We start from the raw sequence: 16647 nt of genomic DNA on the forward strand, positions 1-16647 counted from the left end.
GACTCAACATGAGCGATTACAGAATTGAGACGAAGTGTATTCAATCAGGATATACACCGAAGAACGGCGAACCGCGTGTTCTGCCGATTTATCAAAGTACAACATTTAAATATGACGACAGCGATCAGATGGGAAAATTGTTTGATCTGGAAGCTTCCGGATATTTCTACACAAGGCTGCAGAATCCAACCAATGATGCTGTCGCAGCAAAGATCTGTGATATGGAGGGCGGATATGCAGCGATGCTGACGTCATCCGGACAGGCGGCAAATTTCTACGCAATCATGAATATTGCGGAAGCAGGAGATCATATTATCTGTTCTTCTGCCGTATATGGCGGTACATACAATCTTTATGCACATACCATCCGCAAGATGGGCATCCAGGCAACTTTCGTTGATCCGGACTGCACACCGGAAGAACTTGATGCAGCTTTCCGGGAGAACACGAAAGCTGTTGTCGGTGAGACGATTGCCAATCCGGCACTTACTGTACTGGATATTGAAAAATTTGCCAAAGCAGCACATGCACATGGAGTCCCGCTGATCGTTGATAATACATTTGCAACACCGATCAACTGCCGCCCGTTTGAATGGGGCGCGGATATTGTTACACATTCCACCACCAAATATATGGATGGTCATGCATCCTGTGTCGGCGGTGCGATCGTTGACAGCGGTAACTTTGACTGGACAAAATATGCGGATAAGTTCCCGGGACTTACCACTCCGGATGAGACATATCATGGGCTGGTTTATACGGAGCGTTTCGGTAAAGGAGCATACATTACAAAAGCGACTTCCCAGATGATGCGAGATCTTGGATCTATCCAGTCACCGCAGAATGCGTTTCTTCTCAATATCGGCCTGGAGACACTGCATCTTCGTATGCCCAGACATTGCGAAAATGCGCTGAAGGCTGCTGAGTTCCTGAAGAGCCAGGAAAAAGTTGCATGGGTGAACTGCCCATCTATGGAAGGTGATAAATATTATGATCTTGCCAAGAAATATATGCCAAACGGTACTTGCGGTGTCATTACATTCGGTCTGAAAGGTGGTCGCGATGCAGCTGTGAAGATGATGGACAGTCTTAAGATGATTGCGATTGTGACTCATGTCGCAGATGCGAGAAGCTGTGTTCTTCATCCGGCAAGCCATACACATCGTCAGATGAATGATAAAGAACTTCTGGAAGCAGGAGTACAGCCGGATCTGATCCGTTTCAGTGTGGGCATTGAAAATATTGACGATATTATTGATGACCTGAAACAGGCACTGGAAGCAGTATAGTTAATAAAATGATTTAGGGAGATTGTGAAAAAGCAGTCTCCCTTTTTGTTGCCATGCAGATGAGAAAAATGATCCCGCGAACCATTTTTGAGTATAGTATTTCCTTCCCCTGTGCATACTTTTATTTGCAGAGAACCGTGTTCTGAATGAAATGTGTATAGAAAGAGAGGGAGCAATAATGGAAGACAGTGATGTGAAAGAATATCAGATACGTAAGCGATCCAACATGAGTGAGACAGAGGCAAATGACAAGAAAGAACCGGAAAATCTATCGGAGGAAGACATTCATATCCGGGAAATGGGAACACTTCCGCTTGAAGAAGGTCATGCACACCGGATTGAACTTCTGACGGTGATAGGAGAAGTTGAAGGACATGAAGCGGTGTCCGGAAATACGAAGGCAACCAAATATGAACATCTTCTACCTAAGCTGGCCCAGATCGAAAATAGTGAGGAAGTTGACGGAGTACTGATCCTTCTTAATACACTCGGAGGTGATGTGGAGGCAGGATTAGCCATTGCAGAAATGATAGCTTCCCTCAGTAAACCGACCGTTTCGCTGGTACTTGGCGGCTGTCATTCTATTGGAGGGCCACTGGCGGTTTCGGCGGATTATTCTTTCATTGTTCCGAGTGGCACCATGATCATTCATCCAGTCAGAACCAGCGGTATGTTTATCGGTGTCATGCAGAGCCTTCGAAATATGGAGAAGACGCAGGATCGGATTACCGGATTTCTGGCTGCCCACTCAAAGATGAGTCAGGAACGCATTGAAGAACTGATGCTGGATCCGACACAATTGGTAAAAGATGTAGGTACGATGCTCGACGGAGAGCAGGCCGTGAGAGAAGGTCTCATTGATGAAGTAGGCGGAATCAGTCAGGCTTTGAAAAAATTGCATGAAATGATCCGGGAAAAACAAAAAAAGTCTGATGAAAATTAAGTAATGACACGAACGGCGGCTAATGCTATAATAGTATAGTATGTATAAAATCAGCCGATTATTAAACCGGCAAAGATAAAAGGGGTATATTTGATAAGGGGGAAGTTTTATGGCTTCAAAAACAGAGGGAAAGAAAAAAACGTCAAGGACTTCCACCTCTTCTAAATCGAAGGGGAGAAGTCAGACAAAAAAGAAAACAGGGAATACCGGGGGAGCAAAAAAGACAAAAACAGCTGCAGCTGCCTCTCAGAACAGTTTTATTGCAGGAGAGATTCTGATTTGGGTGACATTGGCAGTGAGTATTCTCCTTGTAATCAGTAATTTCGGGCTGGCAGGATTTGTCGGAGCGAAGATCGCTGGAGTGATGCAGAAATATATCGGATGGATGGCGTATGTATTTCCGATCCTGTTATTTTGCGGAGTTGCTTTTGTGGTTTCTAATAGAGGAAATTCGGTTGCATATATAAAAATATCGGCCGCCGCCGTACTTACAATTCTGTTGTGTGTGCTTCTCCAGCTTCTGAATGACAGAGGCGGACTGATTGGTGAAGGTATTGCAGATCTGATGGTGCCTGCGATCGGAGTGGCCGGTACATATGTTGTCGTAGTGATTCTGATGATCATCTGCATTGTGTTGATCACAGAACGCTCTGTTTTACGCGGAGTGAGAAAGGGAAGCGAGAAGGCTTATGACCGCGCGCGTGAAGATATGCAGCGTCACAGAGAAGAATCTATCGAGAAGAAGATGCAGAAGGAGCAGATTCGCGAACAGGAAAGGGAACAGAAGCGGATGGATCACCAAGTCTCCGGTGTGTCGTTTAATACCACACTGGACAGGAAGCTGGAAGAGCCGAAAACCGAATCGGAAACCGATAAGAAAGAACAGAAAAAACGCACATCGAGAGTGAAAGCAACAAAGCGTTCGAAACAAGATGTTAACACGGTGATTGCAGGGGCGGAAGAGGCAGCAGCGAAGCATATCATGGAGCAGACTGGTCAGATTGCACTTGACGATGTTGTAATTAACCGTGCAATGCCGCTTTCTGCAGTAGAGTTGAAACCGGAGCCCGAACCGGAACCGTCTGTAAATCCGGCTGAGCATGTCCCGGATTTCCTGAAAGATGCGATGGAAGAAGCAAAGGCAGCATCCGGGAAAACACAGCCGGAGACTGTTTCAGAAAGAATCACAGCTCAGGATCATACGGCGGATGTTCCTCAGAATAAACGCAATTCATCAAAAATGAAGGCAGATGTCTCGAAAGAAACAGCGGATGTGGAACAAATCATATCACAGACACAGATGCCGAAAGAGTACAGCTTCCCACCCATTTCTCTTCTTAAGAAGGGATCAGGAAGCGGCGGGGATTCCGATAAGCATCTTAGAGAGACTGCCATGAAGCTTCAGAAGACACTCCAGACATTCGGGGTCAATGTTACAATTACGAACATCAGCTGTGGACCTTCTGTTACCAGATATGAACTGCAGCCGGAAATGGGCGTGAAAGTCAGTAAAATCGTTGGCTTGGCCGATGATATCAAGCTGAATCTTGCTGCTGCCGATATCCGAATAGAAGCACCGATCCCGGGAAAAGCGGCGGTTGGAATCGAAGTTCCGAATAAGGAAAATTCTACAGTCATGCTGCGTGATCTGCTGGAGTCTGATGAGTTTAAAAAGAATAAATCAAAAATTGCATTTGCTACAGGTCGGGACATTGCCGGAAAGGTTGTTGTGTCTGATATTGCGAAAATGCCGCATCTTCTTGTAGCAGGAGCAACCGGTTCCGGAAAATCCGTCTGTATCAATACATTGATCATGAGTATTCTTTATAAAGCAAAACCGGATGAAGTAAAACTGATTATGGTAGACCCGAAAGTAGTAGAACTAAGTGTCTATAACGGGATTCCGCATCTTCTGATCCCGGTTGTAACGGATCCCAAGAAAGCGGCAGGTGCGCTGAATTGGGCGGTTGCAGAAATGAATAAGCGGTATCAGCTTTTTGCTGAATACAATGTAAGAGATATCAAAGGTTTCAATGACAGAGTAGAAAATATCAAAGATATTGACGATCCTGATAAGCCGCAGAAGATGCCGCAGATCGTGATTATCGTAGATGAGCTTGCAGATCTCATGATGGTTGCACCGGGAGATGTGGAAGAATCGATCTGCCGTCTTGCCCAGCTTGCACGTGCAGCCGGAATCCATCTGGTACTTGCGACACAGAGACCATCGGTTAATGTCATTACCGGTCTGATCAAAGCAAATATGCCGTCAAGAATCGCATTTTCCGTCTCATCGGGGGTCGATTCCAGAACGATTATTGACATGAACGGGGCAGAGAAACTTCTCGGAAAAGGTGATATGCTTTTCTATCCGGCAGGATATCAGAAACCTGTGCGTGTTCAGGGAGCATTTGTTTCTGACAAAGAAGTACAGAATGTTGTCGAGTATCTGAAAGAAAACAGTGGCAAGATCACTTACAACGAAGATATCCAGAACCACGTTAATCTGAATCCGTCGGCTGCTCAGGCATCCGGAGGAGCGGATGACCGGGATGTTTATTTCGTGGAAGCAGGCAAATTTATTATTGAGAAAGATAAAGCATCGATCGGCATGCTTCAAAGAGTATTCAAGATTGGATTTAACCGTGCAGCACGAATTATGGATCAGCTTGCAGAAGCTGGGGTTGTAGGCGAGGAAGAAGGAACAAAACCAAGAAAAGTGCTGATGTCGATGGAAGAATTTGAACAATATATAGAAGAATACGTTTAGAAAAACGGAAGGAGACGAAAGACAATGAAATGTATGAACTGTGGAGCGCAAATCCCGGACGATCGTCTGATCTGTCCCCGATGCGGCCGGGAAATACAAATCGTGCCTGACTATAATCCGCTTGATGACGTACTCGCAGCTCAGGTAAAAGGTGCTGTAACGGAATCATTTGATCCGGTAGGACACGCAAGGGACGGAAGAAGGAGTACCTCGGAGAGAACTTCAGCCGGTCAGGTAAGCAGCGGGAAAGCCAATCCTCGCAGAAATACGGGAAAAGGTCGTAGCGGTAATTTGACTCCGGAAGAACTCAGAGATCGAAAGAAGAGAATAGAACGAAAGAAACAGATTGCAAAGAAAAAGAAAATCCGAAAACGAATCATTTTATTTTCCGGGGTTATCCTGGCTTTGATCGTCGGTGTAATTGTATATTTGAATTCTTATACCGGTAAAGTGAATAAAGGCTACCGGATGTTGGAAAACGGCAAATACAAGGAGGCACTTCTTTGCTTTGAAAAGGCTGTTTCTAAAAATGAGAAGCGTGGTGAGGCCTATGAAGGACTTGCGAAGGTCTATCTGGCACAGAATGATACAGAAAGCGGAGAAAAGGTTTTTCTGAATGCAATCAAAGAACAGCCTTCGAACACGGAAATTTATCAAAAAGCGATTCAATTCTACATAGATACGGATCAGAAGATGAAGGTGTCCGTTCTTCTTGATCAGTGTACAAGTGAACAGGTTCTCTCAGCATGTAGTGATTATATTTCGGAAGAACCGGAATACAGTCTGGATGAGATGAAAGAATATGAAGAAATTCAGGCATTGGAACTTACCGGCACAGGAACGGCCATCTACTATACGACCGATGGAACCGATCCGACTCAGAATAGTCTGAAGTATACGGAACCGATTCGGCTTGACGAAGGAGTAACGGAGATCAGAGCAATTTCCGTAAACGAAAAAGGAATTCCCAGTCTGGTTGCCAGGAAGACCTACACGATCGAGTTTCCGATTGAAGATGCGCCGTCTGTGACGCCGTCAACGGGATCGTATGATACCGTGCAAAGCATTGAAATCGTGGTACCTGAAAACTATGAAGGTTATTATACGACGGATGGAAGTGATCCGGATCCATCGTCTTCCACTACGGTGAAGTATACAGGTCCGATCACGATGCCTGAGGGAAGTATTACCTTTAAAGCAGTGCTTGTAAATAAAAAAGGACGGATCAGCGATGTCACGATTCGAAAATATGAGTTGATTTTATCAGAATAAAAGTAGAAGAAGTACTTGATATTTAATTGTTTATAATTTATCATAAAGAGAGTAAAACAATTAGGAGGCATAAGCAATGTACAAGATAACAAAAGCTGAAAAATTAGCTGATAAGATTTATCTTATGGATGTTGAAGCTCCTCGTGTTGCAAAGCATTGTGAACCGGGGCAGTTTGTAATCGTTAAGATGGATGACAAAGGGGAAAGAATTCCGCTTACGATTTGCGATTACGACAGAGAAGCAGGAACCATCACGATTGTATTCCAGTCAGTTGGCGCTTCTACAGAGAAGATGGCATCATTAAAAGAAGGGGATTATTTCAGAGATTTCACAGGTCCGCTTGGATGTCCATCAGAATTTGTAAAAGAAGATCTGGAAAGCCTGAAGAATAAGAAAATCTTATTTGTTGCCGGTGGTGTAGGTGCTGCACCTGTTTATCCGCAGGTTAAGTGGATGAAAGCACACGGAATCGATGTAGATGTTATTGTCGGAGCAAAGACAAAGGACATGCTGATTCTTGAGAAAGAAATGGAAGCCGTTGCCGGAAATTATTATCCATGTACAGATGACGGAACATACGGACATGCCGGAATGGTAACAACCAAGATCGAAAAACTGATCGAAGAAGGCAATAAGTATGACGTTTGTGTAGCAATCGGACCGATGATCATGATGAAATTTGTCTGCCTGCTTACCAAGAAACTGGAGATTCCTACCATTGTAAGTATGAATCCGATCATGGTAGACGGTACAGGAATGTGCGGCGCATGTCGTCTGCATGTTGGTGATGAGATCAAGTTCGCATGCGTAGACGGACCGGAATTTGACGGACATCTTGTAAACTTTGACGAAGCAATGAAGAGACAGCAGATGTACAAGACTGAAGAAGGCAGAGCATTGTTAAAATTACAGGAAGGTGACACACATCACGGTGGATGCGGTCATTGCGGAGGTGACGAATAATGGCAGACGTATTAAAGAAAGTACCTGTAAGAGAACAGGATCCGAAGGTACGTGCAACAAATTTTGAAGAAGTATGTTATGGATATAATCAGGAAGAAGCTACAGCAGAAGCTTCCCGTTGTATCAACTGTAAGAATGCACAGTGTGTAAAGGGATGTCCGGTAGGAATCAATATTCCTGGATTCATTCACGAAGTAAAAGAAGGCAATATTGAGGAAGCTTATAAGATTATCGGACAGTCTTCCGCACTTCCGGCTGTTTGCGGACGTGTATGTCCTCAGGAATCACAGTGTGAAGGTAAATGTATCCGCGGTATCAAAGGTGAGCCGATCTCAATCGGTAAACTGGAGCGTTTCGTAGCTGACTATGCGCTGGAACATGATATCAAACCGGTTGGAGCAGAAGTCAAGAACGGACACAAAGTAGCTGTAATCGGCTCCGGTCCAGCAGGTCTTACCTGTGCCGGCGACCTTGCTAAATTAGGTTACGATGTAACTGTATTTGAAGCACTTCATGAACTGGGCGGTGTACTGGTATATGGTATTCCGGAATTCCGTCTTCCGAAACAGAAAGTTGTTGCTAAAGAAATCGATAAAGTGAAAGAGCTCGGTGTTAAATTCGAATCCAACGTTGTAATCGGCAAATCTACAACGATCGATCAGTTAATCGAAGATGAAGGATTTGAAGCAGTATTCATCGGTTCAGGAGCAGGTCTTCCGAAATTCATGGGTATTCCAGGAGAAAACGCGAACGGCGTGTTCTCAGCAAATGAGTACCTGACAAGAAGTAACCTTATGAAGGCGTTTGATGATTCTTACGATACTCCGATTGTAGCAGGAAAGAAAGTTGCTGTAGTCGGTGGTGGTAACGTAGCAATGGATGCTGCAAGAACAGCACTTCGTCTTGGCGCAGAAGTACATATCGTTTACCGTCGTTCTGAAGAAGAACTTCCGGCACGAGTAGAAGAAGTACATCATGCAAAAGAAGAAGGTGTTCAGTTTGATCTTCTTACTAATCCGGTAGAGATCCTTGAAGAAGACGGATGGGTAAAAGGAATCAAGTGTGTACGTATGGAACTTGGTGAGCCGGATGCATCCGGAAGAAGACGCCCGGTAGCTGTAGAAGGTTCTGAATTTGTGATCGATGTTGACACAGTTATCATGTCACTTGGTACTTCTCCGAACCCGTTGATTTCTTCTACAACAGAAGGTCTGGAAGTTAACAAGTGGAAATGTATCGTAGCAGATGAAGAAACCGGAAAGACCTCCAAAGAAGGTGTTTATGCCGGCGGTGATGCTGTTACAGGTGCAGCAACTGTTATCCTTGCAATGGGTGCTGGTAAAGCAGGAGCAAAAGGTATTCACGAATTCCTTTCAAACAAATAATCTGAATGATTCATAATCGTGATCAAATGAGTCTCTCTTCAAAAGAGAGGCTCATTTTTTACAAGGTGAGTATAATGGACAATTTATCGGAAAGAATAAAATCGGAACTTCTTGAAAAAGCAGATCCAAAGTACAGGGAATTTTATTCGGGACTGGTGCCGGGAACAGAAAATATTATGGGAGTACGCATTCCCGAGCTGCGTAAAATTGCAAGAAGTGCCGCTAAAGAGGATTGGAGAAATTATTTAGAGAAGTATTGCCCTGACACCTACGAGGAAGTGATGATCCGTGGTATGATTATCGGGTACGCAAAGATGGATGATGAAGAAAGAATGCAGTATCTGAACCGGTTTGTACCCGAGATCGACAACTGGGCCGTCTGTGACAGCTGCATGAGCACTTACAAATTCATGCAGAAAAAACCAGAAATATGGTATTCTTATCTGCGGCAGAAAGTCGAGGAGGGTACCGAGTTCAGCATCCGTTTCGGTGTTGTTGGGCTTATGGATTATTTTATAAATGAGGAATACATAGATCGTTTGTTGAAAATCTTTGATAAGATTCAACATGAAGGATATTATGTAAAAATGGCAGTTGCCTGGGCGATTTCCATGTGCTATGTGAAATTCCCCGAAAAAACCAGAGCATTTCTGGAGCACAACCATCTGGATACATTTACACAGAATAAAGCAATCCAGAAAATAAGAGAATCCTACCGGGTTTCTCAAGAGGAAAAAGAAGAATTAAAGAAATTGAAAGTACCGAGCAGGAAAGAGGAAAAGAATGAAGTTTAAATATATTTTATTTGATCTGGACGGGACGATTACAGAATCCGGTCCTGGAATCATGAATTCGGTGGCGTATGCGTTGGAGAAAATGGGGTATGAGGAAAAAGACAGAGAAAAATTAAAAAGATTTATCGGTCCGCCACTCACCGATTCGATGATGAAATACTATGGAATGAGTGAAGAAGATGCCGCGAAAGCTGTCAGGTATTATCGAGAATATTATACAGAAAAAGGTATCTTTGAAAATTCTGTATATGACGGATTTGATGAGAGTATAAAAAGATTGAAGGAACAAGGACTCATATTGGCAGTGGCAACTTCGAAACCGGAACCGTTTGCGAGAAGAATTGCAGAGCATTTCGGATTTACCGGGGATTATGCCTGCGTGTGTGGCGCAACCATGGATGAGGCGCGTATCCGGAAAGCTGATGTGATCCGATATGCGCTGAATACGTTAGAAATCACGGAAGAAGAAAAGCATCAGGTACTTATGGTCGGAGACCGGGAGCACGATGTCCTAGGAGCAAAAGAAAACGGATTATCCTGTATGGGGGTCTTATACGGGTACGGTGACCGGAAAGAACTGGAAGAAGCCGGAGCGGACTATATTGCCAAGACAACTGCAGAAGTAGCAGAAATCATCTTGAACGCATAAATTCCTACCAATTTTGTATTGAATTTAGTACAATTATTTTAGTTATTCTTATTGCGTTAAATATTTAACAGATATATAATATGGTTAAAATATTAACAAAGAAAAGGAGATGCTAATAATGAGCAGATTTACTTTACCAAGAGATGTATACCATGGAAAGGGCTGCCTGGCAGAACTGAAGAACTTAAAAGGGAAAAAAGCCATCCTTGTAGTAGGCGGAGGTTCTATGAAACGCCAGGGCTTCCTTGATAAAGCTGTAAGTTATTTAAAAGAAGCAGGCATGGAAGTCAGACTGTTTGAGGGTGTGGAGCCGGATCCGTCTGTAGAAACCGTTATGAAAGGCGCAGAAGTTATGCGCGAATTCGAGCCGGACTGGATCGTATCCATGGGCGGAGGTTCTCCGATCGATGCTGCAAAAGCAATGTGGGCATTCTATGAATATCCGGATACGACATTTGAAGAGCTTTGCATTCCGTTTAATTTCCCGGAATTAAGACAGAAAGCAAAATTCTGTGCTATCCCGACAACATCCGGAACTGCTACAGAAGTAACAGCATTCTCTGTAATTACCAACTATCAGACAGGCGTGAAATATCCGCTTGCTGACTTCAATATTACACCGGACGTTGCAATCGTTGATCCGGAACTTGTTGAAAAACTTCCTGTTAAACAGGTTGCTTACACAGGAATGGATGCACTTACCCATGCTATCGAAGCCTATGTATCTACATTGAACGGACCTTTTACAGACCCACTTGCGCTTCAGGCAATTGAAATGGTGTTTGATTATCTTCCGGCTTCTTACAACTGTGATATGGATGCCAGAGAACAGATGCATTATGCACAGTGCCTTGCAGGTATGGCATTTTCCAATGCTTTACTTGGTATCGTACATTCTATGGCACATAAGACAGGTGCTGCATTCTCAACAGGACATATTCCACACGGATGTGCAAATGCAATTTATCTGCCGTATGTAATCAAATACAATGCACATGACAAAGTCGCGGCAGGACGCTATGCAGAAATAGCACGCAGAATGGGACTTCCGGGAACCTCTGAAAAAGCTCTGATTAACAGCTTATGTGAAAAGATCGATGCATTTAACGTCAAACTGAATATCCCGAAGACTCTGAAAGAATTCGGAATCAATGAAGAAGAATTCAAAGAAAAAGTTGCTAAGATTGCCGAGCTTGCAGTTGGAGATGCCTGCACAGGATCCAACCCAAGAGCGATCGATCCGGAAGCAATGGAAAAACTTCTGACATGTACATACTACGGAACAGAAGTAGATTTCTAATTGAACATTGCGATTGAAACATATAAAAGAGAGGTACAGTTTTAAAGAGATCTGTATCTCTCTTTCTGTCTTGGAACATATTGTTATCGTTATGCAACAACTGAAGATTTTACATTGCCAGCCTATATGGTTTCATGTATAATATGATTGGGCAAAAATAAAATGATACATATAGGAGGAAACGAGTATGTCAAAGAGGGAAGACATCCATAAAGTACTGATCATCGGTTCAGGGCCGATCATCATCGGACAGGCGTGTGAGTTTGACTATTCAGGCACACAGGCATGTAAGGCACTCAGAAATCTGGGGTATGAGATTGTACTTGTTAATTCAAATCCGGCTACAATTATGACAGATCCGGAGATTGCGGATGTTACGTATATTGAACCGCTGAATGTGGAACGGCTGGAACAGATCATTGCGAAGGAAAGACCGGATGCACTGCTCCCAAATCTTGGAGGACAGTCCGGACTGAATCTTTGTTCCGAGCTTTCACAGAAAGGAATACTTGATAAATATAATGTAAAAGTAATCGGTGTACAGGTAGACGCAATAGAACGTGGGGAAGACCGTATCGAGTTCAAGAAGACAATGGAAGGCCTTGGAATCGAGATGGCAAGAAGTGAGGTTGCCTATTCGGTTGATGAAGCACTTGCGATTGCTGATAAACTTGGTTATCCGGTGGTCCTTCGTCCGGCTTATACGATGGGCGGCTCCGGCGGCGGACTTGTATACAATGTAGAGGAATTGAAAACGGTCTGTGCTCGTGGCCTTCAGGCGAGTCTTGTAGGACAGGTGCTGGTCGAAGAATCGATCCTCGGCTGGGAAGAATTAGAGCTGGAAGTGGTGCGTGACTCTGAGAATAACATGATCACCGTATGTTTTATAGAAAATATAGACCCGCTGGGTATCCATACAGGTGATTCATTCTGTTCCGCACCGATGCTTACGATTTCCGAAGAAGTTCAGAAACGTCTTCAGGAGAAGTCCTATAAAATCGTGGAATCCATCCAGGTCATCGGTGGAACCAACGTGCAGTGGGCACATGATCCGAAGACCGATCGTGACATTATCATTGAGATCAACCCGAGAACATCCCGTTCTTCCGCGCTTGCTTCCAAAGCAACCGGATTTCCGATCGCTCTTGTTTCAGCAATGCTGGCAACCGGCCTCACGCTGAAAGACATTCCTTGCGGAAAATACGGCACATTGGATAAATACGTACCGGACGGCGATTATGTCGTGATCAAATTCGCACGCTGGGCATTTGAAAAATTCAAAGGTGTGGAAGATAAACTGGGCACCCAGATGCGCGCCGTCGGTGAAGTCATGAGTATCGGTAAGACTTACAAAGAAGCGTTCCAGAAAGCAATCCGAAGCCTGGAAACAGGGCGCTACGGACTGGGGCATGCGAAAGACTTCGACAGCAAGTCAAAAGAAGAACTCCTGAGACTTCTGATCACTCCGTCCAGTGAAAGGCATTTTGTGATGTATGAGGCACTCCGGAAAGGTGCAACAGTAGAAGAAATTCATGAAATTACGAAAGTAAAACATTATTTTATAGAGCAGATGAAGGAACTCGTGGAAGAGGAAGAGGCTTTGATGCAGAATAAAGGCCAGCTTCCTTCTGATGAAGCGCTGATCACGGCAAAGAAAGATGGATTTTCCGATAAATATCTGAGCCAGATTCTGGAAGTTCCGGAAGAAGACATCCGGAACAAGCGAATCAGTCTCGGCGTGGAAGAGGCATGGGAGGGCGTTCATGTAAGCGGTACCAAGGACAGCGCATATTACTACTCCACCTACAATGCCGAAGATAAGAATCCGGTAAATAATGACAAGCCGAAGATCATGATCCTCGGCGGCGGACCGAACCGCATCGGACAAGGAATTGAGTTTGATTATTGCTGTGTACATGCGTCCCTTGCACTGAAGAAGCTTGGATTTGAGACGATCATTGTCAACTGTAATCCGGAAACTGTTTCTACGGATTATGATACCTCTGACAAACTGTATTTTGAGCCGCTTACACTGGAAGATGTACTCAGCATTTACAAAAAAGAGAAACCGGTCGGTGTAATCGCACAGTTCGGAGGCCAGACACCGCTGAACCTGGCTGCGGACCTGGAGAAAAATGGTGTGAAGATTCTCGGAACTGCTCCGTCTGTAATCGATATGGCAGAAGACCGGGATTTGTTCCGTGCAATGATGGAGAAGCTTGAGATCCCGATGCCGGAGTCCGGAATGGCGGTTACGGTAGACGAAGCACTCGCTATTGCTGAAGAAATCGGTTATCCGGTAATGGTACGTCCTTCCTACGTACTCGGCGGACGTGGAATGGAAGTCGTTTATGACGCAGAAAGTATGGTAGAATATATGCAGGCTGCAGTCGGTGTGACACCGGACAGACCGATCCTGATCGACCGTTTTCTCGGACATGCAACCGAATGCGAAGCCGATGCAATCAGCGATGGAACCCATGCATTTGTTCCGGCAGTTATGGAGCACATCGAACTTGCAGGTGTACACTCCGGTGATTCTGCATGTATCGTTCCATCTAAATACATTTCCGAAGAAAATGTACAGACGATCAAGGAATACACCAGAAGGATCGCAGAAGAAATGGGTGTCCGCGGCCTTATGAATATGCAGTATGCGATCGAGAACGGCAAAGTATATGTGCTCGAAGCAAATCCTCGCGCATCCCGTACGGTACCGCTCGTATCCAAAGTATGCAACATCCGTATGGTGCCGCTGGCCATCGATATCGTGACATCCGAACTGACCGGAAGACCGTCACCGGTACCGGCACTGAAAGAGCAGAACATTCCGTATTACGGAGTCAAAGAAGCCGTATTCCCGTTCAATATGTTCCAGGAAGTTGACCCGGTACTCGGACCTGAAATGCGGTCTACCGGAGAAGTGCTCGGACTCTCCAGATTTTACGGAGAAGCCTTCTTCAAAGCACAGGAAGCTACCCAGACCAGACTTCCTCTGGAAGGCACTGTACTGATCTCCGTAAATGATAAGGACAAACCGGAAGTTGTCGATTTGGCACGTGAATTTACAGAAACCGGCTTCAAGATCATCGCTTCCAGACACACCTGCGAACTTCTTCGCGAAAACGGAATCGAGGCGGAGATGATCAACAAGCTGCAGGAAGGAAGACCGAACATGCTGGATCTGATCACAAACGGAAAGATCGATCTGATCGTGAATACCCCGATCGGAAAAGACCGGATCTGGGATGACAGCTACCTGCGAAAAGCGGCAATCAAGAAGAAAGTACCGTACATGACGACAATTGCGGCAGCAAAGGCAACCGTAAGCGGAATCAAATCCATGAAGAAGCAGGGATGCGGAGAAGTCAGATCCCTTCAGGAACTTCACTGTATGATTCATGATAAATAAATAGATAGTATAAAGGTATCGGTAGTTTTACTGATACCTTTTTTCTGCTATAATTAGTTCCGGACTATATGAAAAAGGATGGTAAAATATGAAAATTACGTTACTTACAGTAGGTAAAATAAAAGAAAAATACTTGAAAGACGCAATCGCAGAATATTCAAAACGGCTGAGTAAATATTGCAAGCTGGAAATCATCGAAGTGGCAGATGAAAAAACTCCGGATAATGCAAGTGAAGTTGTAGAAAATGTAATACGGGATAAAGAAGGAGAAAGACTTCTGAAATATGTCAAAGATGATGCATTTGTGATTACGCTAGAAATTAAAGGGAAAATGATGACTTCTGAGGAATTGGCAGAGAAGATCGATACTCTGGGAATACGCGGAGTCAGTCATATTATGTTTATTATCGGCGGGTCGATCGGACTCGGGGAAGATGTGATAAAACGGTCGGATTTTGCGCTTAGTTTTTCGAAAATGACGTTTCCGCATCAATTGATGAGGGTGATTCTGCTGGAGCAGATTTACCGGAGCTACAGGATTATTTCGGGGGAGCCGTATCATAAATAATAGCGAGAAAATCTACTATAAAATTTGATTATACTGCCCAATCCTTGTCAGGTTTCTCCCTCTTTTTTGTACATTTTACACCTTGTTATTTAAAAAAATGAGACTATAATAGAGAATGTTAAAAGATTAACAAGCGAGGAGGCATTTGTAATGGCAAGACTTAGAATGATGCGTGCACCACAGAAATATGTGCAAGGAAGAGATGCTCTTTTCAAATTTCATGAAGAGATGAAAGAACTGGGAGATAAATGGTTATTTATCTGTTCAAAAAGTGGGCATAAGATGTGCCATGACAAAATTGAAAAGAGTTTTGATGGAACGGAGGATCTTCGCGTTTATGAAATCTTCGGTGGAATTTCCAGTACCGGTGAGATTGAAAGAATGCGTAAACTCGTAAAAGAGAATGGAATCAATGTTGTTGTGGGTGTTGGTGGAGGATCAGCAATCGATACTGCAAAAGCTACAGCATATTATGAAAAATTACCTGTTGTGATTGTTCCTACCGTGGTAGCAACGGATGCTCCTTGCACAGGACTTTCCGTAATATATAACGATGATGAAACGTTTAACAGTTATTTGTTCTATCCAAAGAATCCGGAAGCTGTCATTGTAGATAGTGATATAATTGCAAAAGCACCTGTGAAATTCCTGGTTGCAGGTATGGGGGATGCACTTGGTACTTATTTTGAAGCAAGAGCATGTGAAAGAACAGATGCGCCAAGCCTTGAATTTGGCGGAATTACCAGATCTGCAATGGCGCTCTGCAAGCTTTGTTATGAGACATTGAAAGAATATGGAGCAGCAGCAAAACATGCATGTGAGAATCAGGTAGTAACCCCTGCGTTGGATGCAATTATTGAGGCAAATGTATATTTGTCAGGTGTGGGCGCTGACAACGGAGGACTTGCAGTAGCCCATTCATTTTACAATGGTCTAACAGCACTTGGAGGACACAGTGCACCGCATGGTAATTGTGTTGCATTTGGAACGTTGGTACAGCTTGTCCTGGAAGGTGCTTCAAAAGAAGAGTTCAAAGAAGTACAGGATTTTTGCCGGGAAGTAGGACTTCCGGTTACGCTGGAAGAAATTGGAGTGACTACCAAAGAAGAAATCAAAGTAATTGCAGAAAAATCTTGTGTGGAAGGAGAATCCATCCATAATATGGTAGCAGATGTTACTCCTGCACAGCTTTATGATGCGATTGTTGTGGCTGATTCTTTGGGAAGAGCGGTATTGCAGAAGAATTAATTGAAAGAAATACAGACGAAAAGAGAGGAAGCGCATTCAATATCATTAAGTAA

12 protein-coding genes are annotated in these 16647 nt (G+C 44.0%); all 12 read left to right on the top strand.

All coding sequences use genetic code 11. The annotated features are described in order from the left end of the window. The first annotated feature begins 8 nt into the window (after positions 1-8). Positions 9-1289: an O-acetylhomoserine aminocarboxypropyltransferase/cysteine synthase family protein gene (locus ACTNBR_RS05645; RefSeq protein WP_427806510.1), complete on the top strand. Its 1281-nt coding sequence runs from the start codon at positions 9-11 to the stop codon at positions 1287-1289. Between the two features lie 298 nt (positions 1290-1587). Then, the gene (locus ACTNBR_RS05650) at positions 1588-2232 is read left to right on the top strand and encodes a ClpP family protease (RefSeq protein ID WP_427806612.1); all 645 of its coding nucleotides are present in this window, start codon (positions 1588-1590) and stop codon (positions 2230-2232) included. Positions 2233-2341: 109 nt separating this feature from the next. Further along, positions 2342-5002, top strand: a complete 2661-nt coding sequence (locus ACTNBR_RS05655; protein ID WP_427806511.1) for a DNA translocase FtsK 4TM domain-containing protein — start codon at positions 2342-2344, stop codon at positions 5000-5002. Between the two features lie 24 nt (positions 5003-5026). Continuing rightward, positions 5027-6274: an FN3 associated domain-containing protein gene (locus tag ACTNBR_RS05660; RefSeq protein ID WP_427806512.1), complete on the top strand. Its 1248-nt coding sequence runs from the start codon at positions 5027-5029 to the stop codon at positions 6272-6274. Between the two features lie 76 nt (positions 6275-6350). Continuing rightward, positions 6351-7238 carry a sulfide/dihydroorotate dehydrogenase-like FAD/NAD-binding protein gene (locus ACTNBR_RS05665; protein ID WP_427806513.1) on the top strand — a complete coding sequence of 296 codons (888 nt, stop codon included), beginning with the start codon at positions 6351-6353 and terminating at the stop codon, positions 7236-7238. Then, positions 7238-8623: an NADPH-dependent glutamate synthase gene (gene gltA / locus ACTNBR_RS05670; protein WP_427806514.1), complete on the top strand. Its 1386-nt coding sequence runs from the start codon at positions 7238-7240 to the stop codon at positions 8621-8623. Before ACTNBR_RS05665 ends, gltA begins: the two co-directional genes overlap by 1 nt. A gap of 74 nt (positions 8624-8697) precedes the next feature. After that, positions 8698-9417, top strand: coding sequence for a DNA alkylation repair protein (locus ACTNBR_RS05675; protein ID WP_441016996.1), 720 nt, complete (start codon positions 8698-8700; stop codon positions 9415-9417). Next, a complete protein-coding gene (locus tag ACTNBR_RS05680; protein WP_427819810.1) occupies positions 9407-10066 on the top strand; it encodes an HAD family hydrolase in 660 nt (219 codons plus the stop codon). Before ACTNBR_RS05675 ends, ACTNBR_RS05680 begins: the two co-directional genes overlap by 11 nt. A gap of 118 nt (positions 10067-10184) precedes the next feature. Next, positions 10185-11366 (top strand): iron-containing alcohol dehydrogenase, encoded by a 1182-nt coding sequence (locus ACTNBR_RS05685; protein WP_427806517.1) that lies wholly within the window; start codon positions 10185-10187, stop codon positions 11364-11366. Positions 11367-11553: 187 nt separating this feature from the next. Next, a complete protein-coding gene (carB, locus tag ACTNBR_RS05690) occupies positions 11554-14778 on the top strand; it encodes a carbamoyl-phosphate synthase large subunit (protein WP_427819811.1) in 3225 nt (1074 codons plus the stop codon). Positions 14779-14866: 88 nt separating this feature from the next. Further along, the gene (gene rlmH, locus ACTNBR_RS05695; protein WP_427819812.1) at positions 14867-15346 is read left to right on the top strand and encodes a 23S rRNA (pseudouridine(1915)-N(3))-methyltransferase RlmH; all 480 of its coding nucleotides are present in this window, start codon (positions 14867-14869) and stop codon (positions 15344-15346) included. Between the two features lie 150 nt (positions 15347-15496). Next, entirely contained in the window at positions 15497-16594 is a 1098-nt protein-coding gene (locus ACTNBR_RS05700) for a glycerol dehydrogenase (protein ID WP_427806520.1), read from the top strand. Positions 16595-16647 lie beyond the last annotated feature (53 nt).

Origin of the sequence: Bariatricus sp. HCP28S3_F11 (assembly GCF_052065395.1) — a bacterium.
Lineage (GTDB): Bacteria > Bacillota > Clostridia > Lachnospirales > Lachnospiraceae > Allocoprococcus.